At 71.0% G+C, this 25,722-nt stretch carries 27 protein-coding genes; 11 read left to right on the top strand and 16 right to left on the bottom strand.

The window, feature by feature from the left end; genetic code table 11:
• Positions 1 to 36 precede the first annotated feature (36 nt).
• The 4 genes from cysS to J7I94_RS07705 form a co-directional block, all read right to left on the bottom strand.
• A complete protein-coding gene (cysS, locus tag J7I94_RS07720) occupies positions 37 to 1,437 on the bottom strand; it encodes a cysteine--tRNA ligase (protein WP_215166164.1) in 1,401 nt (466 codons plus the stop codon).
• A gap of 185 nt (positions 1,438 to 1,622) precedes the next feature.
• Positions 1,623 to 2,162, bottom strand: a complete 540-nt coding sequence (gene ispF / locus J7I94_RS07715) for a 2-C-methyl-D-erythritol 2,4-cyclodiphosphate synthase (protein WP_215166163.1) — start codon at positions 2,160 to 2,162, stop codon at positions 1,623 to 1,625.
• Positions 2,152 to 2,928 (bottom strand): 2-C-methyl-D-erythritol 4-phosphate cytidylyltransferase, encoded by a 777-nt coding sequence (gene ispD / locus J7I94_RS07710; protein ID WP_215166162.1) that lies wholly within the window; start codon positions 2,926 to 2,928, stop codon positions 2,152 to 2,154. Before ispD ends, ispF begins: the two co-directional genes overlap by 11 nt.
• Positions 2,929 to 3,245: 317 nt before the next feature.
• Positions 3,246 to 3,728: a CarD family transcriptional regulator gene (locus tag J7I94_RS07705; protein WP_003953493.1), complete on the bottom strand. Its 483-nt coding sequence runs from the start codon at positions 3,726 to 3,728 to the stop codon at positions 3,246 to 3,248.
• Positions 3,729 to 4,415: 687 nt separating this feature from the next.
• Between J7I94_RS07705 and J7I94_RS07700 the strand changes: the two genes are divergently transcribed.
• The gene (locus J7I94_RS07700; protein ID WP_215166160.1) at positions 4,416 to 5,129 is read left to right on the top strand and encodes a DUF461 domain-containing protein; all 714 of its coding nucleotides are present in this window, start codon (positions 4,416 to 4,418) and stop codon (positions 5,127 to 5,129) included.
• Between the two features lie 81 nt (positions 5,130 to 5,210).
• On the opposite strand, the gene J7I94_RS07695 is transcribed toward J7I94_RS07700, so the two are convergent.
• Together J7I94_RS07695 and J7I94_RS07690 are read right to left on the bottom strand one after the other, a co-directional pair.
• Complete coding sequence (locus J7I94_RS07695; RefSeq protein ID WP_215166158.1) at positions 5,211 to 5,891, bottom strand: response regulator transcription factor; 681 nt, start codon at positions 5,889 to 5,891, stop codon at positions 5,211 to 5,213.
• Positions 5,888 to 7,327 carry a cell wall metabolism sensor histidine kinase WalK gene (locus J7I94_RS07690; protein ID WP_215166156.1) on the bottom strand — a complete coding sequence of 480 codons (1,440 nt, stop codon included), beginning with the start codon at positions 7,325 to 7,327 and terminating at the stop codon, positions 5,888 to 5,890. Before J7I94_RS07690 ends, J7I94_RS07695 begins: the two co-directional genes overlap by 4 nt.
• Positions 7,328 to 7,532: 205 nt before the next feature.
• Between J7I94_RS07690 and phoU the strand changes: the two genes are divergently transcribed.
• Entirely contained in the window at positions 7,533 to 8,222 is a 690-nt protein-coding gene (gene phoU, locus J7I94_RS07685) for a phosphate signaling complex protein PhoU (RefSeq protein ID WP_215166154.1), read from the top strand.
• Positions 8,223 to 8,703: 481 nt separating this feature from the next.
• Positions 8,704 to 8,952 carry an SCO4226 family nickel-binding protein gene (locus J7I94_RS07680; protein WP_215166152.1) on the top strand — a complete coding sequence of 83 codons (249 nt, stop codon included), beginning with the start codon at positions 8,704 to 8,706 and terminating at the stop codon, positions 8,950 to 8,952.
• Between the two features lie 331 nt (positions 8,953 to 9,283).
• On the opposite strand, the gene J7I94_RS07675 is transcribed toward J7I94_RS07680, so the two are convergent.
• From J7I94_RS07675 to J7I94_RS07665, 3 genes are all read right to left on the bottom strand, one after another.
• A complete protein-coding gene (locus tag J7I94_RS07675) occupies positions 9,284 to 9,499 on the bottom strand; it encodes a hypothetical protein (RefSeq protein WP_215166151.1) in 216 nt (71 codons plus the stop codon).
• A 210-nt stretch (positions 9,500 to 9,709) separates the two neighbouring features.
• Entirely contained in the window at positions 9,710 to 10,477 is a 768-nt protein-coding gene (locus J7I94_RS07670; RefSeq protein ID WP_215166150.1) for a calcium-binding protein, read from the bottom strand.
• A 206-nt stretch (positions 10,478 to 10,683) separates the two neighbouring features.
• On the bottom strand, positions 10,684 to 11,334 hold the full coding sequence (locus J7I94_RS07665) for a DUF4232 domain-containing protein (protein ID WP_215166149.1): 651 nt from the start codon (positions 11,332 to 11,334) through the stop codon (positions 10,684 to 10,686).
• 438 nt (positions 11,335 to 11,772) lie between these two features.
• Here J7I94_RS07665 and J7I94_RS07660 point away from each other — a divergent pair, with 438 nt between their 5' ends.
• Entirely contained in the window at positions 11,773 to 12,183 is a 411-nt protein-coding gene (locus J7I94_RS07660) for an SRPBCC family protein (RefSeq protein WP_215166148.1), read from the top strand.
• A 116-nt stretch (positions 12,184 to 12,299) separates the two neighbouring features.
• On the opposite strand, the gene J7I94_RS07655 is transcribed toward J7I94_RS07660, so the two are convergent.
• Positions 12,300 to 13,061, bottom strand: coding sequence for a phosphoglyceromutase (locus tag J7I94_RS07655; RefSeq protein ID WP_215166147.1), 762 nt, complete (start codon positions 13,059 to 13,061; stop codon positions 12,300 to 12,302).
• 153 nt (positions 13,062 to 13,214) lie between these two features.
• On the opposite strand from J7I94_RS07655, the gene J7I94_RS07650 reads away from it, so the two are divergent.
• Positions 13,215 to 14,474, top strand: coding sequence for an MFS transporter (locus J7I94_RS07650; RefSeq protein ID WP_215166146.1), 1,260 nt, complete (start codon positions 13,215 to 13,217; stop codon positions 14,472 to 14,474).
• Positions 14,475 to 14,489: 15 nt separating this feature from the next.
• Here the strand turns inward: J7I94_RS07650 and J7I94_RS07645 are convergent, their stop codons facing one another.
• Positions 14,490 to 14,804, bottom strand: a complete 315-nt coding sequence (locus J7I94_RS07645) for a putative quinol monooxygenase (RefSeq protein WP_215166144.1) — start codon at positions 14,802 to 14,804, stop codon at positions 14,490 to 14,492.
• 75 nt (positions 14,805 to 14,879) lie between these two features.
• On the opposite strand from J7I94_RS07645, the gene J7I94_RS07640 reads away from it, so the two are divergent.
• The 4 genes from J7I94_RS07640 to J7I94_RS07625 all read left to right on the top strand — a co-directional run bounded on the left by J7I94_RS07640 (position 14,880) and on the right by J7I94_RS07625 (position 19,180).
• The gene (locus J7I94_RS07640; protein ID WP_308114511.1) at positions 14,880 to 16,130 is read left to right on the top strand and encodes a helix-turn-helix transcriptional regulator; all 1,251 of its coding nucleotides are present in this window, start codon (positions 14,880 to 14,882) and stop codon (positions 16,128 to 16,130) included.
• Between the two features lie 505 nt (positions 16,131 to 16,635).
• A complete protein-coding gene (locus J7I94_RS07635; RefSeq protein WP_215166141.1) occupies positions 16,636 to 17,001 on the top strand; it encodes a hypothetical protein in 366 nt (121 codons plus the stop codon).
• Positions 17,002 to 17,048: 47 nt separating this feature from the next.
• On the top strand, positions 17,049 to 18,149 hold the full coding sequence (locus tag J7I94_RS07630) for a radical SAM protein (RefSeq protein ID WP_215166140.1): 1,101 nt from the start codon (positions 17,049 to 17,051) through the stop codon (positions 18,147 to 18,149).
• A gap of 230 nt (positions 18,150 to 18,379) precedes the next feature.
• Positions 18,380 to 19,180 carry an aminoglycoside phosphotransferase gene (locus tag J7I94_RS07625; RefSeq protein ID WP_374198364.1) on the top strand — a complete coding sequence of 267 codons (801 nt, stop codon included), beginning with the start codon at positions 18,380 to 18,382 and terminating at the stop codon, positions 19,178 to 19,180.
• Positions 19,181 to 19,848: 668 nt separating this feature from the next.
• Here the strand turns inward: J7I94_RS07625 and J7I94_RS07620 are convergent.
• Complete coding sequence (locus tag J7I94_RS07620; RefSeq protein ID WP_215166138.1) at positions 19,849 to 20,412, bottom strand: dihydrofolate reductase family protein; 564 nt, start codon at positions 20,410 to 20,412, stop codon at positions 19,849 to 19,851.
• A gap of 60 nt (positions 20,413 to 20,472) precedes the next feature.
• Complete coding sequence (locus J7I94_RS07615) at positions 20,473 to 20,910, bottom strand: DUF2000 domain-containing protein (protein WP_215166137.1); 438 nt, start codon at positions 20,908 to 20,910, stop codon at positions 20,473 to 20,475.
• 49 nt (positions 20,911 to 20,959) lie between these two features.
• Between J7I94_RS07615 and J7I94_RS07610 the strand changes: the two genes are divergently transcribed.
• Positions 20,960 to 21,787 (top strand): AraC family transcriptional regulator, encoded by an 828-nt coding sequence (locus tag J7I94_RS07610; RefSeq protein WP_215166136.1) that lies wholly within the window; start codon positions 20,960 to 20,962, stop codon positions 21,785 to 21,787.
• Here J7I94_RS07610 and J7I94_RS07605 read toward each other — a convergent pair.
• Genes J7I94_RS07605 through mshA form a run of 3 tightly spaced genes read right to left on the bottom strand, consistent with a single transcriptional unit; the run spans position 21,780 to position 24,488 of the window.
• On the bottom strand, positions 21,780 to 22,586 hold the full coding sequence (locus J7I94_RS07605) for a hypothetical protein (RefSeq protein WP_215166134.1): 807 nt from the start codon (positions 22,584 to 22,586) through the stop codon (positions 21,780 to 21,782). The two genes, J7I94_RS07610 and J7I94_RS07605, sit on opposite strands and share 8 nt — an antisense overlap.
• Before the next feature lie 53 nt (positions 22,587 to 22,639).
• Entirely contained in the window at positions 22,640 to 23,158 is a 519-nt protein-coding gene (locus tag J7I94_RS07600; protein WP_215166132.1) for a YbjN domain-containing protein, read from the bottom strand.
• Positions 23,151 to 24,488: a D-inositol-3-phosphate glycosyltransferase gene (gene mshA, locus J7I94_RS07595; RefSeq protein WP_215166130.1), complete on the bottom strand. Its 1,338-nt coding sequence runs from the start codon at positions 24,486 to 24,488 to the stop codon at positions 23,151 to 23,153. The genes J7I94_RS07600 and mshA overlap by 8 nt, the downstream gene beginning before the upstream one ends.
• Before the next feature lie 329 nt (positions 24,489 to 24,817).
• Here mshA and J7I94_RS07590 point away from each other — a divergent pair, with 329 nt between their 5' ends.
• Positions 24,818 to 25,603, top strand: a complete 786-nt coding sequence (locus tag J7I94_RS07590; RefSeq protein WP_215166171.1) for a class I SAM-dependent methyltransferase — start codon at positions 24,818 to 24,820, stop codon at positions 25,601 to 25,603.
• Positions 25,604 to 25,722 lie beyond the last annotated feature (119 nt).

Below are 25,722 nucleotides of genomic sequence, written 5' to 3'. Positions count from 1 at the left end.
CGATCTTCGGTTGAGATCTTCGGCTGAGGGTGCCGGTCAGCGGGGGCCGACGCTCCAGCGCGGCCCCTGCGGGCTGTCCTCGATGACCAGCCCGGCCTGCCCGAGCCGGTCGCGGATCGCGTCCGCGGTGGCCCAGTCCTTGCGGCCGCGCGCCGCTTCCCGCTGGTCGAGCACGAGGCGTACGAGGCTGTCGACGACGCCGTTCAGGTCCTCGCCGCTCTCGGTCTCGCCGGCCCAGCGGGCGTCCAGCGGGTCCAGGCCCAGCACCCCGAGCATGGCCCGTACCTCGGCGAGCCGCGCGACGGCGGCGTCCTTGTCGTCGGCGGCCAGCGCGCTGTTGCCCTGCCGGACGGTGGTGTGCACGACGGCGAGCGCCCCCGGGACGCCGAGGTCGTCGTCCATCGCCTCGGCGAAGGCGGGCGGCACCTCGGCGGCCGGCTCGACGGCGGTGCCGGCCAGTTCGGCGGCGCGCTGCACGAATCCCTCGATCCGGGCGAACGCCGTCTCCGCCTCGCGCAGCGACTCCTCGCTGTACTCGATGGTGGAGCGGTAGTGCGGGGTGCCGAGGTAGTACCGCAGCACGATGGGCCGCCACTGCTTGACCATCTCGCTGACGAGCACGGAGTTGCCGAGCGACTTGGACATCTTCTCGCCGCTCATGGTGACCCAGGCGTTGTGCACCCAGTAGCGGGCGAAGGCGTCGCCGAAGCCCTTGGCCTGGGCGATCTCGTTCTCGTGGTGCGGGAAGATCAGGTCGATCCCGCCGCCGTGGATGTCGAACTCGCCGCCCAGGTACTTGTGCGCCATGGCCGAGCACTCCAGGTGCCAGCCGGGCCGGCCCCGGCCCCACGGCGTCTCCCAGCTCGGCTCCCCGGGCTTGGCCGCCTTCCACATGGCGAAGTCCCGCGGGTCGCGCTTGCCGGTCTCACCCTCGCCGGAGGGCTGGCGGAGGTCGTCGAGGTCCTGGTTGGACAGCGCCAGGTATCCGGGCAGCGACCGTACGTCGAAGTAGACGTTGCCCTCGGCCTCGTAGGCGTGGCCGCGCTCGATGAGGCCGCGCATCATCTCGACCATCTCGGTGATGTGGCCGGTGGCGCGCGGCTCGTAGGTGGGCGGCAGGCAGCCGAGGGCGGCGTAGGCGTCGTTGAACGCCCGCTCGTTCTCGTAGCCGATGGACCACCAGGGGCGGTTCTGCTCGGCCGCCTTCTTGATGATCTTGTCGTCGATGTCGGTGACGTTGCGGATGAACGTGACGTCGTAGCCGCGGTAGGCGAACCAGCGGCGCATGATGTCGAAGTTCAGCCCCGACCGGATGTGCCCGATGTGCGGGGCGGCCTGCACGGTGGCGCCACACAGGTAGATCGAGACGCAGCCCGGCGTGAGGGGGGCGAAGTCACGGATCTGCCGGGCGCTGGTGTCGTACAGCCGAATAGTCACGAGTCCAGGGTAGTGGGCCGCGGGCAGTGCCCCGGGCCTTTTGGGAACCGAGCCGGTTGACGGAGTTGGGGGGGCGGCGCCCCCGGGCCTGGCCTGGGGCCCGGGGGCGGGCGGGGTGCGGGGTGCGGGGGGCGGAGCCCCCCTCCGGTGTCCGGGGCGGAGCCCCGGGGTGGGGGGCCTTTCCGCTAATCGAGTCGGGTGGGTGGGTGGTCAGAGGCCGGGTCGGAGACGACCAGTGCCGTCGCGACCGCCATCAGCCCCTCCCCCCGGCCCGGGAACCCGAGGCCGTCCGTCGTCGCGCCGGACACCGACACCGGCGCCCCCACCGCGTCCGACAGCACCTTCTCCGCCTCGGCCCGGCGCTTGCCGACCTTCGGCCGGGCCCCGACGACCTGGACGGCGACGTTCCCGATCCGGAACCCCGCCGCGCGCACGATCCGCGCGGCCTCCGTCAGCAGCGTCACCCCCGACGCCCCGGACCACTGGGGCCGTCCGGTCCCGAAGTGCTGTCCCAGGTCCCCGAGCCCGGCCGCCGAGAAGAGCGCGTTGCACGCCGCGTGCGCGACCACGTCCGCGTCGGAGTGCCCGGCCAGTCCGGGTCCCTCGCCCTCCCACTTCAGCCCGGCGCACCACAGCTCGCGCCCGTCCTCGAAGGCGTGGATGTCGGTACCGATGCCGACCCTCGGCAGGACCGGGAGGGTCTCCCGCACGGCGTCAGAAGCCATCGTTCAGCCTCCTGCGCGCCACGACCGCCTCCGCCAGCACCAGGTCCAGCGGGCGCGTCACCTTGAACGCCTCCTCGTGGCCCGGCACCACGACCACCGTCAGCCCGAGCTGCTCCACCATGCTCGCGTCGTCGGTCACGTTCTCCGTCACCTCCGCGTGGGCCCGCACCAGCACCTGCCGGTCGAAGCCCTGCGGCGTCTGCACCGCCCGCAGCCGCGCCCGCTCGGGCGTCGCCACCACCGGCTCGGCCCCGCCGGGCACCGCGGCCGGCGCGACCTCCTTGACCGTGTCGGCGAGCGGCAGCGCCGGCACCACCGCCGGGGCGCCCTCGCGCACCGCCTCGATGACGGAGTCCACCGTGTCGACGGGCACCAGCGGCCGGGCGGCGTCGTGGACGAGGACGACGTCGTACTCGGGCGGCAGCGCGTCCAGGCCGAGCCGTACGGACTCCTGGCGGGACTCGCCGCCCGGGACGACCGTGAAGTCGGTGCGCTCGGGCAGGGCGTGGGCCGCGAGCAGGGTCTTGACCTCGACGGCTCCGTCGGGCGGCGCCACGACCACGACCAGGGAGACCGCGCGGGAGGCGGCCATCGCCCGGACCGCGTGGATGAGCATCGGCGTGCCGCCCAGCGTGCGCAGGGCCTTGGGGGCGCCGGGCCCGAGGCGCACGCCCCGTCCGGCGGCGGGGATGACGGCGGCGGTACGGGCCCCCGCGGGGCTGGTCACAGGGGTGTCCGCGGGCGAGGGACGCGATTCGTCAGACATCGGTTCCTGTCAGGTTTGTGTGCTGGCCTGGCGTGGGTATGGCCCTGGGAGTGCCGGGCGCGACGCCTTGACCGGACCCTTCCGTGACACTGGTCGAGGCAGCTGCCCGGGCCCGGCACACCAGGACTCGGGGGAGGTCTCAGGAATTCCCCCCGGGGTGAGCGTACGGAAAGCACCGAAGCACCGTGCGGAAGGCACCTGGGTACGAACATGCCGCAGCGCCCGCGACGGCAAAGACGTCATCGGGCACCGCGGCATCTCATGTGCGGAACCGTGGTTCCGCCGGGCTTCAGGAGCCGTACTTCAGGAGGAGCGCCTCAGGAGGCGAGCACCTCGTCGAGCAGGGCTTCGGCCTTGTCCTCGTTGGTGTTCTCCGCGAGAGCCAGCTCGCTCACCAGGATCTGGCGGGCCTTGGCGAGCATGCGCTTCTCACCGGCGGAGAGTCCGCGCTCACGCTCCCGGCGCCACAGGTCGCGTACCACCTCCGCGACCTTGATGACATCGCCGGAGGCGAGCTTCTCCAGGTTTGCCTTGTAACGACGCGACCAGTTCGTGGGCTCCTCGGCGTACGGCGCGCGCAGCACCTCGAAGACCCGGTCCAGCCCGTCCTGACCGACCACATCACGCACGCCGACGAACTCCGCATTGTCCGCTGGCACACGTACCGTCAGGTCGCCCTGGGCGACCTTCAGCACCAAGTAGGTCTTGTCCACGCCTTTGATCTGGCGAGTTTCGATAGCCTCGATCAGCGCGGCCCCGTGATGGGGATAGACCACGGTGTCGCCAACCTTGAACGTCATGTGACAGGTACCCCTTCCGTGGCTATCCAGGGTAACACGGAAACGGCGGGTTCTGAATGGCGTTTTCGCAGGTCAGGGCATATCTCGGGGCTTGACAACAGCAACCGGGACGTGCTGCGCGGGCCGACCGGAAGAAGGTATTCGCAGGTCGGAGCGGCTCTTCGGGGCGGGTGAAACACCGCCGTCACACACCTCCGGAGGCCCCACCGGGCGGCCGAACGTCCCCTTATGTCCGGTTCCATGCGTGCGACTTCCGCTACTCCGTTCGGTGCCCTGGGCGGGCTTCCGGACGAATCCAGAATTGATCACGACACGTTCGCACTACCCGGCCCGTGATCAATTTCGCCCCCGCCCGCACATTCCTTCACGGAAAATGTGTGGCCCGTTCGGCCGGTGGTATGCCGGGAGGGTTCTCCGGAGGGCTTCTTATGTGAATCACGGGGCGTGGATGGCTCAATGTGACTGGTGTGGCTTGTGTGGCACAGGTGACCTCACGTGCTCAGGTGACCGCTGTGATCCGGTGCGCCGGAGGACGGCCGGGCCGCCCTCCGGGCGAAGCCGGAGCCCAGGGGGGAGGGTCGGGTGCGGCGGCGGGCGACCCGGTCGGTAACCTGAAGCCGCTGACCATCACTTAGGGCGGCTTTATCCGTTGCCGCCGCCTCGACGAGTCAAGGAGTTGCCGCCGCCGTGAGCAGCAGCCTTCGACGCGGCGCCCTCGCCGCCGCCGCCATCGCGTTCTCGATCGCCTCGCTCGCCGCGTGCGGTGCCGGCAACAACGCCCAGACCCTGCAGATCAAGCCGGACAACGCGGCGACGACCGTCGGCGACATCAAGATCCAGAACGCTGTCGTCATCACCCAGCCGGACCCCGAGTCGACCGGCCCGGCCGCCGTCTCCGCCACCCTCTTCAACAACGGCTCCACCGACCAGACGCTGGAGTCGATCCGCGTCGACGGCACCGGCAAGACCGCGGAGCTGAAGCCGGTCAAGGGCAAGGAGCTGACCGTCCCGGCCGGGGGCTCCCTGATCATCGGCGGCGAGAACAACGCCGCCGCCGTGCTGACCAACGGCAGCGAAGCCGTCCAGGACGGCGACGCGCAGAAGATCACCTTCGCCTTCAGCAAGTCCGGTGACGTGAGCCTGAAGGCGTTCGTCGTCCCGGCCGAGAGCTACTTCACCTCGTGGGGCCCGAGCGAGGTCCCGACCGCGCCGGACGCCACCGAGAACCCGGCGACGTCGTCCGCCTCCCCCGACGAGGAGACCTCCGAGCGCCAGGCCGGTGACGCGTCGGGCGATCCGTCCGGTGACGCCGGAGCCGAGGCCTCCGCGTCGGGCACCCCGACGGACTCGGCGTCCGCCAGCGTCTCCGCGGACGCGGACGCGGACACCTCCGGCCACTGAGCCCCGTACGCCGAAGGGCGGGACCCCCGACACCGGGAGTCCCGCCCTTCGGCGTGGTGCGAGCGCGTGGTCCGCGGCGGTTTACGGCTCGAACTTGTAGCCGAGGCCGCGGACCGTCACCAGGTACCGCGGCGCGCCCGGGTCCGGCTCGATCTTGGCGCGCAGGCGCTTGACGTGGACGTCGAGGGTCTTGGTGTCACCGACGTAGTCGGCGCCCCAGACCCGGTCGATGAGCTGCATCCGGGTCAGCACCCGGCCGGCGTTGCGCAGCAGCATCTCCAGCAGGTCGAACTCCTTCAGCGGCAGGTCGACCTTGGCGCCGGCCACGGTCACCACGTGCCGGTCGACGTCCATCCGGACGGGCCCGGCCTCCAGCGCGGCCGGGGTGACCTCCTCCGGCTCGCCGCGGCGGCGCAGTACGGCGCGGATACGGGCGACCAGCTCACGGGTGGAGAAGGGCTTGGTGACGTAGTCGTCGGCCCCTATCTCGAGGCCGACGACCTTGTCGATCTCGCTGTCCTTGGCGGTCACCATGATCACGGGGACGTTGGAGCGGGACCGCAGCTGACGGCAGACCTCGGTGCCCGGCAGGCCGGGCAGCATCAGGTCGAGGAGGACGAGGTCGGCGCCGTTGCGCTCGAACTCGTCGAGTCCGTCGGGCCCCGTGGTCGCGACGGCGACCTCGAAGCCCTCCTTGCGGAGCATGTACGACAGGGCGTCGGAGAAGGACTCCTCGTCCTCGACGACGAGCACACGGGTCACGGAAGGACCTCCGGGGCGGGAAGCGTTTGGTACGGGGATGGAGCAGGGGGTGTGGCGGGTGCGGCGGGTGTGACTGGTCCGGCGGGTGCGGCTGGTGCGGCTGCTGGTGCGGCGGGGGACGCGACGGAGGAAGCGGTGGACCGGTCGTCCGCCGGGCCCTCCGTGTCCTGGGTGTCCTCCGCGGCCTCCGTACCCTCCGGGTCCGCCAGGTCGGCCGGGTCCGCCATGTCCTCGGCGTCGTCGGCGAGTCCGAAGCGGTCGGGACGCTGCCGCGCGCGGACGCGGGCCGAGCCCGCCTCCGGCAGCCGCAGGGTGAAGGTGGAGCCCTGGTTCTCGGCGCTCCACACCGTGACCTCCCCGCCGTGCGAGGCGGCCACGTGCTTGACGATCGCGAGACCCAGGCCGGTGCCGCCGGTGGCGCGGGACCGGGCCGGGTCGACGCGGTAGAAGCGCTCGAAGATGCGCTCCTTGTCCTTGTCGGAGATGCCGATGCCCTGGTCGGTCACGGCCACCTCGATCATGTCACCGCCGGAGGCGGAGACGCGACGGGCGGCGATGCCGACGCGGGTGCGGGCGGGCGAGTAGTTGACGGCGTTCTCGACGAGGTTGCCGAGGGCGGCGGCGAGCTGGCCGCGGTTTCCGTGCACCCGCAGGTCCGCGGTGCCGCCGGCGGCCATGGTGATCTGCTTGGTGCCCGCGGCGTGCCGGCAGCGGTCGATGGCCTCGGCGACCAGTTCGTCGACGCGGACCGGCTCGGCGTCCTCCAGCGGGTCGTCGTTCTGGACCCGGGAGAGGTCGATCAGCTCCTGCACGAGGTTGGTGAGCCGGGTGGCCTCGATCTGCATGCGCCCGGCGAAGCGAGTCACGGCCTCGGGGTCGTCGTAGGCGTCCATGACGGCCTCGGACAGCAGCGAGAGGGCGCCGACCGGCGTCTTCAGCTCGTGGCTCACGTTGGCGACGAAGTCGCGCCGTACCGCCTCGATGCGCCGGGCCTCGGTGAGGTCCTCGACGAGGAGCAGCACCAGGCGGGAGCCGAGGGGCGCGACGCGCGCGGAGACCGCCAGGGCCTCGCCCCGTCCGGTGCCGCGCCGGGCCAGGTCCAGCTCGACCTGCCGTATCTCGCCGTCCCGCCGGGTGTCGCGTGCCATCTGGAGCATCGGGTCGACGGCGAGCTTGCCGCCGCGGACCAGGCCGAGGGCGTACGCCGCCGAGCTGGCCTTGACCACCGCGTCCTCCTCGTCGAGCACGACGGCGGAGGACCTCAGGACCGACAGGACGGTGTCCACACCCGGCGGAAGCACCGGGTCCGTGTGCAGCGAGGTGCGGGTGGGGCGCTTCTGGTCGCGCTCGCTCCAGCGGAACGCGAGCGTGGCGATGACGCCGGTGAGTGCTCCGGCGATCGCTGCCATTGCGGCGACCGCCGCGTTCACGTCCATGCGTCCAGGTTAGGCATGGGGTGCGGCCCGGCCGAAGCCATCGGGGTGCGACCTCGAACACTCGTCGCCCAGAGTTCACCTTGGAGCCAGTGCTGATTCATTTGAGATGCCGGAAACGGACGCGTACGAGCCGGAACGTGGCAGCGTGGGAGTCAAGACCCCCTGACAGGAGCCCCCTGACAGGACGTACGAGAGGGAACCGAAGATGCGGGACGCGTACCACGAGGAACTGGATTCGATCGGCGACGGACTGGTGGAGATGGCCCGGCTGGTCGGGTCGGCGATCGGGCGCGCCACGACCGCCATCCTCGACGCCGATCTGAAGCTGGCCGAGAGCGTGATCGAGGCCGACCAGAAGGTCGACGAGCTCCAGCACGACCTGGAGGCCAAGGCGATAGCCCTGCTGGCCCGGCAGCAGCCGGTGGCGACGGACCTGCGGATCGTCGTGACGTCGCTGCGGATGTCGGCGGACCTGGAGCGCTCGGGCGACCTGGCGCAGCACGTCGCGAAGCTGGCCCGGCTGCGTTACCCGGAGCGCGCGGTCCCCCAGGACCTGCACGCCACCATCCTGGAGATGGGCCAGCTCGCGCAGCGCCTGATGGCGAAGGCGGCCGAGGTCATCATCACCAAGGACGTCGACCTGGCGCTCCAGCTGGAGCAGGACGACGACGAGATGGACCTGCTGCACCGCACGCTCTTCCAGCACCTGATGGAGGAGAAGTGGAAGCACGGCATCGAGACGGCCGTCGACGTGACGCTGCTGGGCCGCTACTACGAGCGGTACGCGGACCACGCGGTGGCCGTGGCCAAGCGGGTGGTGTACCTGGTCACCGGTGAGCACGCGGACGAGATCCAGGCGGACATCCAGCCGGTGACGGGGGTGGAGGGGGCCTGAGCCTGCGGTGGATCGGCGCGCGGTGGGGCGTGCCGGCGAGTGGGACGCGCTCCCGCCAGGGCGTGCGGGGGCCGCGCCGGGGCGTGCGTCGGCGCCTCTGTGCGCCGTTGATGCGACCGCCGCCCCGGGCTTCCAATGGGCACAGGCACCACTCTCAGGAGGGACCATGGCCGAATCCCCCAGCACGACGCCCGACCCCGCGCAGGAACGCCGGACCGAGCAGCCCACCGACATCAGGAGCCTGCCCCTGATCGCTTCCTGCGGCTGCGGCTCGGGCTGCGGCTGCGGTTGTCAGTCGGGCAATCCCTGCCAGTGCGGCTGACGGTACGGAAGTGAGGCGGAGGGCCCCGGTGGACGCCGGGGCCCTTTGCCGTACGGCCTGGGGGTCGCCCCGGCCTCCGTACGGACGCACCATGGAAGAGGGGCGAACGGGGCGAACAGAAGAGGGACGACCGCTCGCGAACGCAGGAGGTGCGAGGCCATGGCTCGGTTCATGGACGTCCATCACGGGATGCACGGCATCACCGCCGACCAGCTCCACCAGGCTCACCAGGCGGATCTGGCCATCGAGAAGGACGAGGGCGTGCACTTCGCCCGGGCCTGGGCGGACCCGGACTCCGGCACGGTCTACTGCCTCTCCGAGGCGCCGTCCGCGGACGCGGTGCAGCGCGTCCACACCAAGGCGGGCCACCGCGCCGACGAGATCCACGAGGTGCCGCTCACGGTGTGACGGGTCGTACGAGTCATACGGCTCGTACGGGTCGTACGGGTCGTACGGGTCGTACGGGTCGTACGTGCAGGAAGGTGAGTACCGCTGCTCAGGACGCGGGCGGCCCCGGCGGCGGCGATGGAGTCAGGTCCGGGTCTGGAAAGACACCGGCTCCTCGTCCGCCGGAAAGGTCCAGTCCTCCTCCGGACCGAGGTCCGGAGTCAGGAAGGGGTTGGTCACCGGCGGCGGCGAGGCCGCGGTGGCGTGGCTGTACGCTCCCTCCGGAGCGGAGAACAGCGAGGTCGAGTCGATGAGAGATCTCCCGTTCGTGTAGCGGTCGGTCGCCGCGGTCCTAGAGCTTGCTCATCTTGGCGTAGGGGCTCAGGATGCGCTGCCGGGCGGAACCGAAGTCCACGAGCGCCGCGATTCCGTCCTCGATGCCGATGACCCGGCCGAGGCCGTACATGTCGTGTGTGACCTGGTCGCCGACGGCGAACTCCTTGAGCGGCGGTGCAACCGGTGCCTTGAAGGGACTGGTGGGCAGATGGCGCTTCAGTGGCTTTGTCATTGACCTCAGTATGACCCGCCCCCACGGCCTGCGGGGCCCCGGCGGAGCACGGGAACGACTCAATCGCGGTCGATCAGCCCGGTGACCTGGCTTTGACGGCGTGACGTCGGGGCGGTTTCGCGGTCCGTGTTGGACGGAAAGCGACGCGGAGCGACGCGTGGGCGTTCCGGGCGGGCTCCCGGTTGACCTGCGCCGGGACGCCTCCGGCGGCTAGCGCACCACGACCCGATCGCCCTGCGACGTCGCACCCGTGGCGATGGTGTTGGCGGTGAACCGCCAGCGCCAGGTACCGGTGGTGTTCGCGGTGACCTTGGTGCGCAGCTCGCCGGCGCTGTCGGTGGTGACCGTCTTGACGGTCTTGAAGGTGTCGGTGCCGGACTTGCGGAACTGGAGGGCCACGGACTTGCCCGCGTAGTCGTCCCAGACGTTGGTGTCCCAGTTGGCCCGCCGGAGCCAGCCCGTGACGGTGAGCTTGCCGCCCTTGTCGACCGGCTCGGGCGTGGCCTGGGCGGCCACCAGCTTGGCGTGCCGCTTGACGCTGAGCGGTGCGCCCGGCGACAGGTGGTGGGAGTCGCCGTCGCCGGCCACGGCCTTGGCCTTGAAGCGCCAAGCGCCCGCCGAGCTGTTCCGCAGGTCCTGCGCGTCCGTGCCGTCCGGCGAGAGCGGGAAGCTGTAGACGCACTGCACGGTGGTCGCGCTCTGCGCGGTGCACTCGTTGCGGGTGGGCCGGATGACCAGCCCGTCGGGGCCCACCACCTTGGGGCCGATGACGCTGTCGATCCCGGAGTCGTCCGTGGCGGTCAGCGTGACGCTGACCGATGCCCCGAGCGTGGCGCCGACGCCGGTGGTCGCCTTGGCGAAGGTGATGGATGTGATGCGGGTGTCTCCCACGGTCGTGTCGGCGTGGGCGGCGGGCGCCACGGCGGCAAGGACGACCAGGGGAGCGACGGTGACGACCGCCGCGTAGTGCTTGCGCATGGTTCTCCCAGCACGAGGGGCCGGATCATGGTCCGGATGTGGGGGGAGACCCATGAGGACGTCACCGAGTTGTACGGATCTTTCGGTCCGAAATCGGAATTCCCCATTCCGGCATACGAGGGGGGAGGCGGGACCACCAGCCGGCTCACTGCCCTTCGTCCCCACCGGAGAGAGATCCGCGCACGCATGCCGTCGGAGGACGCGCCTCAGCTCGCCCCGCCCTGGCCCGCGCTGCCCATCGGGCCGACCTTGACGGTGGCGCCGGAGCCGTCGGTGACGGGCAGGGAGGCGGCGCCCGGCCAGTCGAGGGTGACCGACTTGGTCTCGTTGGGCGGGGTCACCACGAGGCCGGTGATGCGGACGCCGGAGCCGCCCGAGTCGTTGACCGGGTAGGTGATGCCGAAGGACACCGACTCCCCGTCCGCGAGGGTCACGGGGTCGGAGTCCTGGCCGGTGCGCTCCGCGGACAGGTCCCCCGCGTTGGTCTTGAGGTCGACGCCCGCGTAGCCGGACAGGGTGCAGTCCTGGCCGCCGCCGTTCTTGAACGTGACCGCGACCGTGCCCTCGGTGTCGCCGCCGATGGTGGCGTCCGTCGCGGTGACTTCCAGTGCGTCGGTGCTGCAGTTCCCGGCCGCGGCGTCGGTGTCCGAGCCGGTCCCGGTGGCCGTGCCCTGGCCCGTGGCGGACTTCCCGGCGGAGTCCTGCCCGCTCCCCTCGGCGGAACCGCTGCCCGCGGACGACGCGGAGGACGCGGACGTCCCGCTGCTCTGTGCCGCGCTGTCGTCGCCGTTGCAGGCGGTGAGCGAGAGGCCGGCGGCAAGGGCCAGGGCGGTGAAGGTGAGCTTGCGAACGCGCATCGTTTCTTCCTCGGTCTCGGTGGGACGCGGTGGCGCTGCTCGGTCCGAGTCGGAGTCGGAGTCGGTACGAGCGGGCGTTTCTGACAACGAGGAGTCGCCGGACCCGTTGCTCCGTTCCGCCCGACCGCCCGTCAGGACACCCCTGTTACACAGTCCCCGCCGCGCCGCGCACCCCGAATCCCTGACGGGCCTCCGCCAGGCCCCCCTCACGGCACCGGGTGGCCCTGGGTGACGGGCCCCGGACCGGGTCGCCCCGCTGGGACGGAGCTGTGACCCGGCGGAACTTGACCACGGACGTACCGGCGCGACTCGTACGCCGGTGAAGACGTCCGCGGCGGCGGTGTGACCACTCCCGCTGCTACGAGGGCCTGTCCGACGGGTCACGCACGTCCGATTCGTTCAAGAGGACGGTGGCCGCGGGCCATTACCGTCACTGCCATGAACGACACCGGCAAGGAATCACGCCATCTCAGTACCCATATCGACCGCACTGCTGACGATGTCTACGCCTACGCGTCGGACCCGGCCAACCTGCCCGCGTGGGCCCATGGCCTGGGGGGATCCATCACCGAGATCGGGGAGCGCTGGGTCGCGGAATCATCCCCCATGGGACGGGTCGAGATCGCCTTCACGCCGCGCAACGAGCTGGGTGTACTCGACCACGACGTCACGCTGCCCTCCGGGGAGACCGTCTACAACCCGGTACGCGTGATCCGCAGCGACGCGGGGAGCGAAGTGGTGTTCACCCTCCGTCGCCGGCCGGAGATGAGCGACGCCGACTTCGACCGTGACGCCGACATGGTCTCCGCCGACCTGGCCCGCCTCAAGGAGCTGATGGAGTCCGCCTGAGGCCTTTCCGGCGGATCATGCGACCACCTCTGAGCCGGTCCGTCGGCATGGTCCCAGAAGGCAGCCATGCCTCCCAGCCGCGCGGAAAGCACGGGTGGGAGGCATGGCCGCGTGGGCTACTTCTTCTTGCCCTGGTTCTTGACCGCCTCGATCGCCGCCGCCGCCGCGTCCGGGTCGAGGTAGGTGCCGCCGGGGTTGAGCGGCTTGAAGTCGGCGTCCAGTTCGTAGGAGAGCGGGATGCCGGTGGGGATGTTGAGGCCCGCGATGTCGGCGTCGGAGATGCCGTCGAGGTGCTTGACCAGGGCGCGGAGCGAGTTGCCGTGGGCGGCGACCAGGACGACCCGGCCGGTCAGGAGGTCGGGGACGATCGAGTCGAACCAGTACGGGAGCATCCGCGCGACGACGTCCTTCAGGCACTCCGTCTGCGGGCGCAGCTCCGGCGGGAGGGTCGCGTAGCGCGGGTCGGAGAACTGGGAGTACTCGGCGTCGTTGGCGAGCGCCGGCGGCGGGGTGTCGTAGGAGCGGCGCCACAGCATGAACTGCTCCTCGCCGAACTCGGCGAGGGTCTGGGCCTTGTCCTTGCCCTGGAGGGCGCCGTAGTGGCGCTCGTTCAGGCGCCAGGAGCGGTTGACCGGGATCCAGAGGCGGTCGGCGGACTCCAGGGCGAGCTGCGCGGTGCGGATGGCGCGCTTCTGGAGGGAGGTGTGCACGACGTCGGGGAGCAGGCCGGCGTCCTTCAGCAGCTCACCGCCGCGCGTCGCCTCCTTCTCGCCCTTCGGGGTGAGGTTGACGTCCACCCAGCCGGTGAACAGGTTCTTCTCGTTCCACTCGCTCTCGCCGTGGCGGAGGAGGATCAGCTTGTACGGTGCGTCGGCCATGGGTCCGAGCGTAATCGACGCCCCGCGGCGCCCGCCCCCGGTGCCCGGTGGACGGACGGCGCGGGCCGGGTGTTAATCCAGTGGTCGCCGGGGCGACGGCTGAGTAAGGTGTGCTTGCTTGTTCGGTGCTTACATTTGCTCTACGGGGGGTCCATGCCAGCCGCCGGTCCGATACGTGCCGTCCGGGAGTCCGTCTCGGGGCTCCCCCGCGAGTTCTGGTGGCTGTGGACCAGCACCCTCGTCAACCGGCTCGGTGCCTTCGTCGCCACGTTCATGGCGCTGTACCTGACGCTGGACCGCGGCTACTCCGCCTCGTACGCGGGTCTCGTCGCCTCTCTGCACGGGCTGGGCGGGGTGATCTCCTCGCTGGCCGGCGGGGTGATGGCCGACCGGCTGGGGCGGCGGCCGACGCTGCTGGTGGCGCAGACGTCGACGGCCGCCTCCGTCGCGCTGCTCGGCTTCATGCGGGACCCGGTGGCCCTCGCGGCCGTCGCCTTCCTGGTGGGCGCGGCCTCCAACGCCTCGCGGCCGGCCGTGCAGGCGATGATGGCGGACATCGTGCGGCCCGAGGACCGGGTGCGGGCCTTCTCGTTGAACTACTGGGCGATCAACCTCGGGTTCGCCGTGTCGTCCATGGCGGCCGGGTTCATCGCGGAGTTCAGCTATCTCGCCGGGTTCCTGATCGAGGCGGGGATGACGCTGGTCTGCGCGGTCGTCGTCTTCCTGAAGGTGCCCGAGTCCCGGCCGAAGGTCCGGGCGGCCACGACCGACGAGGTTCCCGTGTCGCTCGGCACGGTGCTGCGCGACGGGCGGTTCATGAGCGTCGTGGGGTTGTCGTTCCTGGTGGCGCTGATCTTCCAGCAGGGGTCCGTGGGACTGCCGGTGGCGATGGGTGACGCCGGGTTCTCGGCGGCCGACTACGGCCTGGCCATCGCCGTCAACGGCCTGCTCATCGTCGTACTCCAGATCCCGGTGACCCGCTTCATCGAGCACCGCGATCCCCGGCGGTTGCTGATCGTGTCGTCACTGCTCGCCGGGTACGGGTTCGGGCTCACCGCCTTCGCCGGGTCGGTCGGCGTCTTCGCCCTCACGGTGTGCGTGTGGACCCTGGCCGAGGTCGTCAACGCGCCGACCCAGACGGGGCTGGTGGTCCAGCTCTCGCCGGCGCGGGGGCGCGGCCGGTACCAGGGCATGTACAGCATGTCCTGGTCCGTCGCCGCCCTCGTCGCGCCGCTGATGAGCGGTTTCGTCATCGACCGGTACGGCGCGGCCTGGCTGTGGGGCATGTGCGCGGTGATCGGCACGGTGGCCGGGTTCGGGTACGCGGTGCTGATGCGGCGCCTGCCTGCGGAGGCGTCCGTTGTCGCCGAGGGCGCCGCGCCTCCTGCCGAGCAGGAGGTCAGCCGGGCCTGAGGGGGACGGACCCGGTTACACCGCCCGCTTTCCGGCGATGGCGTCCAGGGACGTCACTTCCGTGCCGGTCAGGAACTGCTCGCGTTCGACCAGGAACCGATTGGTGTGCGACTGCTCCTCATGCGCCTCGAACGCGGACCGGTCGGCATACAACTCGTAGAAGACGCGGACCAGCGGCTCATCCACAGGAATGTGCATGACGTAGGTCAGCGTCTCTGGCTCTCGTGACTTGATCCCTGCCAAGGTCTCAGCACACAGGCCGTCAAAGGCGGTCTCCGCCTGCTGATCGCGCAACGTGAAGCGGACGACCAGCCCGAAGCCCTCACTCATGGGCGCTCCTTGCCAATGGCACTGACTCCGCCAGGTACTGACTCGTCACCGCATGCGATGCCCGCGCGACGTAACGTGGTCAGCAAGACCGACTCGCGGGGGTACGCCTTGCAGTTTCACGAAGAAGCCAGTATCGGGGACCGGGTGGCCCGGCTGCGTGTGCGTCGGAAGCTGACGCAGGAAGGACTCGCCGAACATGCCGGCCTGTCGGTCGACATCGTCCGCAAGCTCGAACAGGGAGTACGGCAGACCGCCCGCCTCGCCACCATCAACGCGTTGGCGCGTGCGCTGGACGTCGAACCGTCCGCTCTCCTCGGCCAGCCCGCCACCTTCGAGGTGCGTGGCGAGGAGGACCCGCCCTCTGTTCTCGCGCTGCGACAGGCCGTCTCACCCGTGTCCGATCTGATCGGCGAAGAAGAGGCGGAGCCGGAAGAGCCACCTGCAATCGCCCAGTTGCGGAACTCCCTGCGTTCGACCGAGCGCATTCGGCGCGAAGGACGCTTAGGAGAGATCGGCGCCCTGCTCCCCCAGTTGATCCGGGACGCCAAGGACGCAGCGCGGTCCCACAGCGGCACCGATGCGGCGGCAGCCCACTCCGTCCTCGCCGAGGCTTATCAGGTCGCCGCCACCACTTTCACCGCGCTCGGGAAGGAGGACGCGGCCTTCACCGCTCTGGAGCGTTCCATGGCCGCAGTCGCGAGGGCGGATGATCCTCATCTGGAATCGGTCGGCTACTCCAGCCTCGCATGGGTCCTCACCAAACAGGGCCGCCTGGCCGATGCCGAGCGAGTCGCACTGTCAGCAGCCGAGCGCATCGAGCCGGGCTTCAGGTCCCACCCCCTCGAACTCGCCCTGTGGGGAGTCCTGCTGCTCCGCGCCGCTACCGCTGCGGTCCGGCTGGAACGACGGGACGCCGTCCGGGAGCTCCTCAGCATGGCCAGGGCGGCGGCGGCCCGGATCGGGGTGGACCGGCTCGATTACGCGACACCCTTCGGCCCGACCAACGTGGGTGTGGCAGAGGTCAACTTCCTCGTGGAGATGGGGGACACCTCTGAGGCGCTCCGTGCGGCGCGTGCGGTGACCGGCCTGGCGTCACTGCCGCCGACGTGGCGTGCACGCTTCCATGTCGACCGCGCTCTCGCTCACGCGGACCTCAACAGGGACGGCGGCGCACTCCAAGCTCTCCTGGCGGCCGAGCGCGCGGCCCCGGAGTGGATGCGTTACCACTCCACGAGTCGCCGCCTGGTGACCGACCTGCGCAACCGGGAACGCCGTCGGACTTCGCCCGTCCTGGAACTCGCGGACCGTCTGAACATCGAGGGGTAGGACGTCCTGTCCCAGTCGGTCGGGGCAGTGGCACATGGCGTCACTGTCCGTACCGGTTCGCTCGCCCTAGCGTTACAGCGCCGTCATCGATGACGGACCCCCGCGACCGCTGACACGGCCCGGGGGCATGGCCCGCCTGAAGGAACCAGGTAGACATGCCGCACTGTATCGCCCGCCTCTGCGCGCTGCTGCTGAGACTGATGTTCCCTCCGCGCGGTCGGCACCGCGCCGTCTCGCGTCCCGTTCGCGTATCGCGACGGTCGGCCACCGCACCGAACGTCCGCACTGAGCCCCGCGTACATCACCGGCCGGCCGACCAGCCCCGCCTCCGAGGCAAGGACTCCCCTCTCGTACGCCCCTACCTCGTCGCCCCTGGCCAGCGGGAGCACCTGAAGCGTCGTCGGCAACGACAGCGTCAGTACCGCTGTCCCCATGTCGGCCCACGCCGGTTCCACGGGGTGACGGTCCAGGGCGTCGGGACGACCGGCGAAAGGGTGGCCGCGTGATGGACACCGACCCGACCACTCCCGCCCCGCGCCGGCTGACCCGTCTTCTGCCCTGGTCCGGCCCCGAAGGAAAGCCCTGCTACCTCATCACCGACGGCAGCGGAAGGGGTTACGTCTCCCGGGTCGCGGACCGGATCGAGTCCGTGCAGCTCGGGATGGGCGCCGAGTTGGTCAGCCACGCACAGGCGCTGCTCAGTACCCCCGAAGCGAGCGCCGGCGAGCTGAGGTTCCTCTCCGCCCGGCTGACCGAGGCTCTGCAAGACGCCCTCCGCGTCGCCGAGAGCCGCGGAGCGCGGCTGCCTGTACCCGATGCCGGCGATGAGCACAGCCCACGCGGAGACACCGACCTTCCGTCTGCCCGGTGAGGCCCACCCGACTTGTACGCATACTCCCTCTGCCATTGGAGGTCGCAATGCATCAGCTGATCGTCGCTCCGTTCCTCTCGGACTGCTTTGTCTTACGCCCGGGAAGCGCCGCAGGGATCAGGATCAAGCAACACCAATACGTGGAACTGCGCGATGCCACGACCAAGGGACCGATTCCCGAGTGGCTGCGCAAGGCCGCTCGGCGCCGCTGGCGGCTCGATCTCGGAGAAAGCCCGGCACGTGACGCGCTGTTGATCCGCTCTTCCTCTCCATACGGCCACGGTCGCGCCTCGTACGAGGTGAACAACGGGTGCAACTGGGCGTGCGGCCACTGCGTCTACGGCGACAAGGTGCACGAGGGTCTCGCATGGGAGCCTCGCGAGTGCCTGCTGCACATCCTGCGCGACGCGGGAATCGTGTGGATCGAACTCGGCGGGGGCGAGTGCACGATCGACAGCCACTTTCCGGAGACGTACGCGCTCGCGTACGACCTCGGGATGATGGTGGAGATCCTGACGAACGGGTCCACCCTGCACCGCCCGGCCATGCTCGACCTGCTCACCTCCCGGCGCCCGTACCGGGTGACGCTCAGCGTGTATGGCGCCACAGCACAGACCTTCGACGGCTTCACACAGCGCCGCGGCTCCTTCAACAACTTCATGCGCGGCCTCACCGCAGCCGCCGAGGCCGGTCTGCCGCTGTCCCTGAGCGTGATCATCACCCGCAGGAACGCCCACGAGGCCGAGGCCATGCGGGCACTCGCCCACCGCTACGCCTCGCGCGTCCGCGAGTACGCCCACATCTCCCCGACCTTCGCCGGCGGCGCCGAGCCCCTCGCTGAGCAGGTCCCGGAGCTCCTCGGCAAGGAATCCCCCTTCACTGGATGCGACGCCGGCCACACGTCCCTGAACGTGAACCCCTTCGGCTTGGCAACCGTCTGCAAGGTCTCCCGTGACCACCCGATACCACTGCTCAAAGAGGGTGTCGCGGGATTGGCGCGGCTCGGCGCCACCGCTGACCGGGCACTTCAGCGTCAGGACGCATGCACGAGCTGCGCCCTGCAGAAGAAGTGCACCACGTGCATGCCGGTCGTGAAGATGCACCGCCGAGCCGGCTCGCCTCTGAACCGCTACTGCCAGCACGCCTGAGAAAGGAAGCACGCCCATGGCCTGCCACAGCAGTGGAGATCACCGTACGGCCTGCCCCCGAGGACGAGTTCGAGTTCGTCGACCTCGACGAGATCGCCGGCGGCGACGTCATGAGGGGCTGCGGAGACGACAACCCGTACAACTGAGCCGCCCCCGTCCTGAGGCCGCCCGCCCCGCGCGAGCGGCCTCGCGTGTACCGCCCGACCACCTACACTCCCGCCGTGGTGACCATGAGACTGCAATGGCAAGACCTGCCCAACGCCACCCGTGAGGCCGTCGAGGCCCGTACCGGCCCTGTCTACGCAGCAGAAACCGCCAGCAGGGGACTCAACAGCGAGATCGCCGCCACCCTCGACACCCGCGCCGGTCGTGTCTTCGTCAAGGGAATGAACACCGACCACCCTCGCGCGTGGACACAGACCCGCGAGGCCACGATCAACCCCTATGTGGCGCCTCTCGCCCCACGCCTGCTCTGGCGGATCAACGATGGGACTTGGGACCTGCTCGGTTTCGAGCACCTCGACGGCCGGCCCGCGGACTACCGCCCGCACTCCGTCGACCTGCCGCTCGTCGCCGAGGCGATCATTACCCTTTCCGGCGTCCGGGCCCCGGTCGGCCTGGAACTCAAGCACATCGAGCAGCGCCTCGCGGACTACATCGACGACCCCCATGACGCCGAGTTGCTGCGCGGTAAGACGTTGCTGCACACCGATTGGCACCCCGACAACGTCCTGATCGCGGACAACGCCGCCCGCGTCGTCGACTGGGCATGGCCGACACGCGGCGCCGCATGGATCGACGCGGCCTGTTGGGTCGTCTGGCTCACCTCAGCCGGCCACACGCCCGCAGCCGCTGAACAGTGGGCCGCCAAGACGCCCGCGTGGTCCAGCGCGCCCCGGCGTGCCCTCGACGCCTTCGCGACCGCTCAAGAGCGGCTCTGGGCCGGTATCGCCGCGGACGCAACCGACATCGCGTGGATTCAAGATCTCGCCGCCGCAGCCGGCCAAGGGGCCGCCTACCGTCGTTCTTGAGGAGGCGCGCCCATGCCGGACCCGCTCATTCACCCGCACAAGACACTCACCACCCGCGAGGGCACGTCGGTCGAGATCGACACGGACATGGTTCCCACCATCCGTGAACTGTGGCGCCTCGACTACACGACGCTCGCCTGCTGCCAAGACGTCGGCGAGGCAACCGCAGGTGTCCGGGCACAAGCCGAGAAGCCCCTCAGTTACGGCGCCGACGGGTTCATCGCCCACCACCCTCGGTTGGGCCTTGGTCAAGCTCCCGATCACCGACGCTGTGCGCCTCGTTGCCTTGCTCTCGCAAGCGCCGGCGTTCGCCGACCGGGTCAGCCACCGATGGCGCCCCGGTTCCTGGCGTATGAATGTCCCCCTTGTACCGGAGGGACTCGACGCGGCCGCCCTGCTGCACTTCCCTCGCAAGCAGCTACCCGAACTCGCCGGGTTCCTCGAACGGCAGTAAGGCACCCTGCCCACGAGTCCGCCGGTCGGCCCCAAGGCCGGCGGGCGGACTCATGCCCCGCCGGTCCCGTAGCGCCATCGAATACTTCGGCCAGGTAATCCATAGGTCTACTGTCACGACGCCGAGGGTGCCGCGGCAGAGACAGCTCACGCGTCTGGCCGAGTCCCTGACGGACGTTCTCCGTATCGCCGAGAGCCGCGGAGCTCGGCATTTCCTATCGAGCCACTCGGTGACGGAGGTAGACAACCCCTGAGCCGAAAGTCCGGGTCTCGACGAGTTCGAGGTCCACCCGGCGTTCGTGCCGGGGGAAGAACGGGACGCCGCCGCCGACCAGCACCGGGTAGAGGATGGTCCGGTACTCGTCGATCAGGCCCGCCGCGGCCACGTCGGCGGCGAGGGTCGCGCCGCCGATCGCGATGTCGCCCTCCCCCGGCTCGGCCCGCCACCGCTCGATCTCCTGCGCCGGGTCGCCGGAGGCCAGGCGGGCGTTGCCCTGAACCGCCGTGAGGGAGTGGGAGAACACCACCTTGGGGAGCGGCTTCCACAGCGCGGTCCATTCGCGCGTCGACGCGTCGAGCGACGGGTCCTGGTCGGCGGTCTCCCAGTACAGCATCGTCTCGTACAGCCGTCGGCCCAGGAGGTGGACGCCGACGTCTCGGATCTCGTCGATCCAGAAGCGGAAGACGTCGTCGTCGGGTTCCGACCAGTCGAAGCGGCCGTCCGGTCCGACGATGTAGCCGTCGAGTGAGACATTCATCGAATAGGTCACGCTGCGCATCGGGGGCCTCCTCGGTGACGGTTTCGACCGTAGTCCCTCCTCAAGCGCCTCGGGCGGAACTCACGGATGCATCCGCGCCCCCTTCAGCACCTTGTCCACCGCGTTCCTCGGCCCGTACACCGCGAGGCCCACCAGGTCCAGGTCGGCGGTGGGGACGGCGCGTACCGCCGCGCGGTTGTCGCGGTCGTTGCCGGTGGTGAAGAGGTCGGCGGTGAAGACGGAGCGGGGCAGGGCGCGGGTCAGGGCGCGGGTGTGGGCCGTCTTCAGGGTCTCCTTCGTGCCCTCGAAGACCAGGACCGGCTGCCGGAACATGGGGAGGTAGGGGACGCCGTCCGCGTCCTCGTACGGCTCGCCGACCACCTCGGGGACCTGCGGGCCCAGGCCGCTGACCAGGAACGCGGTCACGTTCAGGCGCTGCCAGGTCTCCAGGTCCGCGCGGAGCAGTACGGCGATCTTGGTGTCGAAGCGGACGGGTTCGGTGTCAGTCGTGCCTTCCATGATGCGAGCATGGCGGCCGGTCCGCGGACCGGTCTTGTACGTTTTTTGCATGGCCGCACCCAGGAGCGCACGCGGGGACGGAACCGCCGTCTCCGCCTGGCGTCCGCGCGTCCCGGGCGTCGTGGAGGTCTTCCACGCCCGGTTCACCGAGTACGCCTACCCGATGCACGTGCACGAGGCGTGGACGCTGCTGATCGTGGACGACGGGGCCGTACGGTACGACCTGGACCGGCACGAGCACGGCACCCCGCACGACACGGTGACCCTGCTGCCGCCGCACGTCCCGCACAACGGCTCCCCCGCCACACCGGGCGGCTTCCGCAAGCGGGTGCTGTACCTCGACGGCTCCCGGCTGGGGGACGATCTGATCGGGCCGTCGGTGGACCGGCCGGATGTGCGCGACCCCGTGCTGCGGCGCAGGGTGGGGCAGCTGCACGCCGCGTTGGCGCGGCCCGGGGAGGCGCTGGAGGCGGAGAGCCGGCTGACGTTGATCGGGGAGCGGCTGCGTACGCATCTGCGGCCGGCCGGCGCCCGGCCCGCGCGCCGGGATCCCGTGCTCGCGCGGCGGCTGCGCGAACTGCTCGACGAGCGGCTCGTCGAGGGGCTCAGCCTGGAGGAGGCCACGGCGCTGCTGCCGGCCCATCCGGCCCATCTGGTACGGGCGTTCAGCGGGGCGTACGGGATCGCGCCGCACCAGTACCTGATGTCCCGCCGGGTGGACCGGGCCCGGCGGCTGCTGCTCGCGGGCGACGCCCCGGCCGACGTGGCCACCGCCACCGGCTTCTACGACCAGGCCCATCTGACCCGGCACTTCAAGAAGCTGGTGGGGGTGACCCCCGGCCGTTACCGGACCAGTACGGCCACGGTGCTCACTTGACGTCGACGTAGTCCCCGGCGGCCGTCGCGCCGCCCGTGGTGGACGTCTCGCCGAACGTCCAGCGCCAGTAGCCGTCCGTGGACGCCTTGACCGTGGTCTTCAGGTCGCCGGCGGAGTTCGCGCGGACGGTCTTGACCGTGGCGTAGGTGCTGGTGCCGGCCTTGCGGAACTGGAGTTTGGCCAGCTTGCCGGCGTAGCCGGTGTACTTGTGCCTGACCCAGTCGGCGCTGGTGGCCCTGCCGGTGACGGTGAGGGTCTTGCCCTTGGCGACCGGTTCCGGGGAGGCGTTGACGGTGGCCTTCGCGGCCCGCTTGACCGGGACGGTGCCGAGGCCGGTCAGGTACTCCTCCGCCTTCACACTGCCGCTCTTGGTCCACAGCATGGCGTGGACGGCGAGCTTCCAGGTGGTGGCGTCGTTGTTGGAGTCCAGCCGGTAGGGCGGGTCGATGTAGAGGGCGCCCTCGCAGTCCGCCGCGCGGGTGCCGTCCTCGTAACAGGTGTACGAGCCCGCGTAGATGCCGCCGGACTCGGCGCCCTTGGCGGCGGTGGTGCCGTGGTACAGGAACGGATCGAAGTCCACGGTGCTCATGGAGTACCCCGCGGGCCAGCTGACGTGGAAGCTGATGGTCGGTTCGACCTCGGCGGTGGTGCCCACGACGATGGGCTTGCCCTTGTTCAGGACCACCTGGGACACCGATACGCCGGTGTCTGCGGCCTCCGCGGCCGGGGCGGTGAACGCCGCGAGGGCGAGCGCTCCCGCGAGCGCCGCGGCCACGGTGCCGGTTCTGCCTGTGCTCATGCACGGCCTCTCACTGGTAGGGAGTGTGAAATCGCCGCAGATCAACAGGCTGTTCAGCCGGCGTCGTCCCCGGTGGGGCGCTGGGTGAGCGACCTGAACGCGTCCAGGTTGCGGGTCGGCTCACCGCGTGCCGTGCGCCACTCGTACTCCTTGCGGATCGCGCTCGCGAAGCCCAGCTCCAGCAGGGTGTTGAAGGCGCCGTCGGCGGCCTCCAGGACCTGGCCGAGCAGGCGGTCGATCTCGTCGGGGGTGACGGCGGGGAGGGGGAGGCGGGCGGTGACGTAGATGTCGCCGAGGCGGTCGACGGCGTAACTGACGCCGTAGAGCTTGAGGTTGCGTTCCAGCAGCCAGCGGTGGACCCCCGGCTCGTTCTCGTCGGGGTGGCGGATGACGAAGGCGTTGAGGGAGAGGGAGTGGCGGCCGGCGATCAGGGAGACGGTGGTGGAGAGCTTGCGGGTGCCGGGGAGCGTGACGACGTAGCTGCCGGGCTCGGGGCTCTCCCACTCCAGGCCGGCGTCCCGCAGGGCCTCCTCGACGGTCCGCGCCGCCGTCCGTTGTGCATCGTCAGCCATGGTGGGAGGGTACGCGACGGCGGTGGGACTGCATGGCGGCCGCGTAGACGTCGGCGGTGGCGGCGGCGGCCGTGTCCCAGCCGAAGGACCGCGCGTGCCGGGCGGCGGCGTCGCCCATGCGGGGCACGAGTTCGGGGTTGTCGGCGAAATCGCGCAGTACGCGCGCGTACGCGGCCGGATCGTGGCCGTTCACCAGGAAGCCGGTCCGCCCGTCGCGCACCGCGACCGGCAGGCCGCCGACCGCCGCGGCGAGCACCGGGGTGCCGGCCGCCTGCGCCTCTATGGCGACCAGGCCGAAGGACTCGCTGTAGGACGGCATCACCAGCACGGACGCGGCCCGGAACCAGTCGGCGAGCTGGTCCTGTCCGACGGGCGGGCGGAACCGTACGACGTCCGCGATGCCGAGCCGGGCCGCCAGCTTCTGCAGGCCCTCCGGTTTGGCGAGGCCGCTGCCGCTGGGGCCGCCCACGACGGGGACGACGACGCGGGAGCGCAGCTCGGGTCGCTCGGTGAGCAGGACGGCTACGGCGCGCAGGAGGACGTCGGGGGCCTTGAGGGGCTGTATACGGCCCGCGAAGAGCGGGATCAGCGCGTCCTGCGGCAGGCCGAGGCGGGCGCGGGCGGCGGCGCGGCCGTCGGCGGGGCGGAACCGGTCGAGGTTGACGCCGGGGTGGACGACGGCCACGCGCGCGGGGTCGGCGGCGTAGTGCCGGACCAGCTCGCCGGCCTCCTCCTGGGTGTTGGCGATCAGTCGGTCGGAGGCGGTGACGATCTGGGTCTCGCCGATGACCCGGGCGGCGGGTTCGGGGGTGTCGCCCTCGGCCAGGTTGGCGTTCTTGACCTTGGCCATGGTGTGCATGGCGTGCACCAGGGGGGCGCCCCAGCGCTGGGCGGCGAGCCAGCCGACGTGGCCGGAGAGCCAGTAGTGCGAGTGGACGAGGTCGTAGTAGCCGGGGCGGTGGCCGGCCCACGCCTGCATCACGCCGTGCGTGAAGGCGCACAGCTGGGCCGGGAGGTCCTCCTTGGCGAGGCCCTCGTAGGGGCCGGCGTCGACGTGCCGGACCAGGACGCCGGGGGACAGCTCCACGGTCGGCGGGAGGGCGGCGGTGGTCGCCCGGGTGAAGACCTCGACCTCGATGTTGATCGCGGCCAGGCGCTGCGCCAGTTCCACGATGTAGACGTTCATGCCGCCGGCGTCGCCGGTTCCCGGCTGGTGCAGCGGTGAGGTGTGCACGGAGAGCATGGCGACGCGACGGGGCCTGCGACGGGGCCGCAGGCGCGCGGGGGCCGCCGCCGAGCGACGCCCGAGCCTGCCGGCGTACTGGCTCACGGGGCGTTCCTCCTTGCTGCGGGCGGCCGGTCCGAGGGCGCGCCTCGCCCTCCACGGGAGTGCAACGCGGGAGCGCGGTGCCTCATTCCGGTTTCCTTGCTTTTACCGAATCATTACCATCCATCGCTCAACCGTTCGATGCGTGGCTGCGTACGGGCCTGTCCGGACGTTCGCGTTCCCGTTCCGGACACCCCGGGTGTCCCCGATGGCCCCGGCACACGACCGGCGGCTCCGCTCCGGAACCGCCGCTTACCCTCGTAGGCATGCCACCCCGCGCCGTGTCCCTCCCCCACCCCCGGACCCGTTCGGCGAGCGGGGGGACCCGCGCCGTGGGCACGGTCACGCGCGGGACGACCAATCCGAACCGGCTGCGCCGCATGGACCGGTGGATCGCGGCCACCCACGGCGCCGAACTGCGCCGGGCCGGCGATCCGGTCGCCGTCGACCTCGGGTACGGGGCGGCGCCCTGGACCGCCGTCGAGCTGCTGCACCGGCTGCGCGGCGTGGCGCCACGCGCGCGTGTCGTGGGCGTCGAGATCGACCCGGCGCGGGTCGCGGCGGCGGAGCCGTACGCGCGCGAGGGCCTCGTCTTCCGGCACGGCGGCTTCGAGATCCCGCTCCCCGGGCGACCCCTGCTGGTCCGCGCGGCGAACGTGCTGCGCCAGTACGACGAGGCCGAGGTCGCCGCGGTGTGGCGCCGGCTGTGCGCGCGGCTCGCCCCGGCGGCCGGGCACTCCCGGGGCGGACTGCTGGTCGAGGGCACCTGCGACGAGATCGGGCGGCGGCACGTGTGGGTGGCGCTGGGGCCCGAGGGGCCGCGCACGGTCACCTTCGCGACCCGCCTCGGCTCCCTGGACCGCCCCTCGGACCTGGCCGAACGGCTGCCGAAGGCGCTGATCCACCGCAACGTCCCCGGCGAGCCGGTCCACGCCTTCCTGCGCGACTTCGACCGCGCCTGGGCCGCCGCCGCGCCCTACGCCTCCTACGGCGCCCGTCAGCGCTGGATGCGCGCGGTGCGGGACCTCACGGCCGACTGGCCGGTGACGGACGGGCCGGCGCGGTGGCGGCAGGGGGAAGTGACGGTGCGGTGGGGGGCGTTGGCGCCGCGCGGGTGACCTCATCGGGGCGACAGGGCGATGGGATGCCGGGAACGATCGTTTCGTGCCGTTCGTCACATGGGCGGGAGGCGTGGTGCGGCTCGGGGGTGGGAGGTGCCTGGGGGGCGAGGTGCGGC

Source organism: Streptomyces sp. ISL-12 (assembly GCF_018614415.1).
In the GTDB taxonomy this organism is placed as follows: Bacteria; Actinomycetota; Actinomycetes; order Streptomycetales; family Streptomycetaceae; genus Streptomyces.
This window is presented reverse-complemented; position numbering and strand designations above follow the sequence as displayed.

What these genes read in the sequence shown, in the direction of transcription:
- ispF (WP_215166163.1), bottom strand. Translation starts at nt 2,162, where the DNA reads ATGGCTTCTGACGCCGTGCGGGAGACCCTCCCGGTCCTGCCGAGGGTC.
- ispD (WP_215166162.1), bottom strand. Translation starts at nt 2,928, where the DNA reads ATGTCTGACGAATCGCGTCCCTCGCCCGCGGACACCCCTGTGACCAGC.
- J7I94_RS07705 (WP_003953493.1), bottom strand. Translation starts at nt 3,728, where the DNA reads ATGACGTTCAAGGTTGGCGACACCGTGGTCTATCCCCATCACGGGGCC.
- J7I94_RS07690 (WP_215166156.1), bottom strand. Translation starts at nt 7,327, where the DNA reads ATGGACGTGAACGCGGCGGTCGCCGCAATGGCAGCGATCGCCGGAGCA.
- phoU (WP_215166154.1), top strand. Translation starts at nt 7,533, where the DNA reads ATGCGGGACGCGTACCACGAGGAACTGGATTCGATCGGCGACGGACTG.
- J7I94_RS07680 (WP_215166152.1), top strand. Translation starts at nt 8,704, where the DNA reads ATGGCTCGGTTCATGGACGTCCATCACGGGATGCACGGCATCACCGCC.
- J7I94_RS07675 (WP_215166151.1), bottom strand. Translation starts at nt 9,499, where the DNA reads ATGACAAAGCCACTGAAGCGCCATCTGCCCACCAGTCCCTTCAAGGCA.
- J7I94_RS07670 (WP_215166150.1), bottom strand. Translation starts at nt 10,477, where the DNA reads ATGCGCAAGCACTACGCGGCGGTCGTCACCGTCGCTCCCCTGGTCGTC.
- J7I94_RS07665 (WP_215166149.1), bottom strand. Translation starts at nt 11,334, where the DNA reads ATGCGCGTTCGCAAGCTCACCTTCACCGCCCTGGCCCTTGCCGCCGGC.
- J7I94_RS07660 (WP_215166148.1), top strand. Translation starts at nt 11,773, where the DNA reads ATGAACGACACCGGCAAGGAATCACGCCATCTCAGTACCCATATCGAC.
- J7I94_RS07655 (WP_215166147.1), bottom strand. Translation starts at nt 13,061, where the DNA reads ATGGCCGACGCACCGTACAAGCTGATCCTCCTCCGCCACGGCGAGAGC.
- J7I94_RS07650 (WP_215166146.1), top strand. Translation starts at nt 13,215, where the DNA reads ATGCCAGCCGCCGGTCCGATACGTGCCGTCCGGGAGTCCGTCTCGGGG.
- J7I94_RS07645 (WP_215166144.1), bottom strand. Translation starts at nt 14,804, where the DNA reads ATGAGTGAGGGCTTCGGGCTGGTCGTCCGCTTCACGTTGCGCGATCAG.
- J7I94_RS07635 (WP_215166141.1), top strand. Translation starts at nt 16,636, where the DNA reads ATGGACACCGACCCGACCACTCCCGCCCCGCGCCGGCTGACCCGTCTT.
- J7I94_RS07630 (WP_215166140.1), top strand. Translation starts at nt 17,049, where the DNA reads ATGCATCAGCTGATCGTCGCTCCGTTCCTCTCGGACTGCTTTGTCTTA.
- J7I94_RS07625 (WP_374198364.1), top strand. Translation starts at nt 18,380, where the DNA reads ATGAGACTGCAATGGCAAGACCTGCCCAACGCCACCCGTGAGGCCGTC.
- J7I94_RS07620 (WP_215166138.1), bottom strand. Translation starts at nt 20,412, where the DNA reads ATGCGCAGCGTGACCTATTCGATGAATGTCTCACTCGACGGCTACATC.
- J7I94_RS07615 (WP_215166137.1), bottom strand. Translation starts at nt 20,910, where the DNA reads ATGGAAGGCACGACTGACACCGAACCCGTCCGCTTCGACACCAAGATC.
- J7I94_RS07610 (WP_215166136.1), top strand. Translation starts at nt 20,960, where the DNA reads ATGGCCGCACCCAGGAGCGCACGCGGGGACGGAACCGCCGTCTCCGCC.
- J7I94_RS07605 (WP_215166134.1), bottom strand. Translation starts at nt 22,586, where the DNA reads ATGAGCACAGGCAGAACCGGCACCGTGGCCGCGGCGCTCGCGGGAGCG.
- J7I94_RS07600 (WP_215166132.1), bottom strand. Translation starts at nt 23,158, where the DNA reads ATGGCTGACGATGCACAACGGACGGCGGCGCGGACCGTCGAGGAGGCC.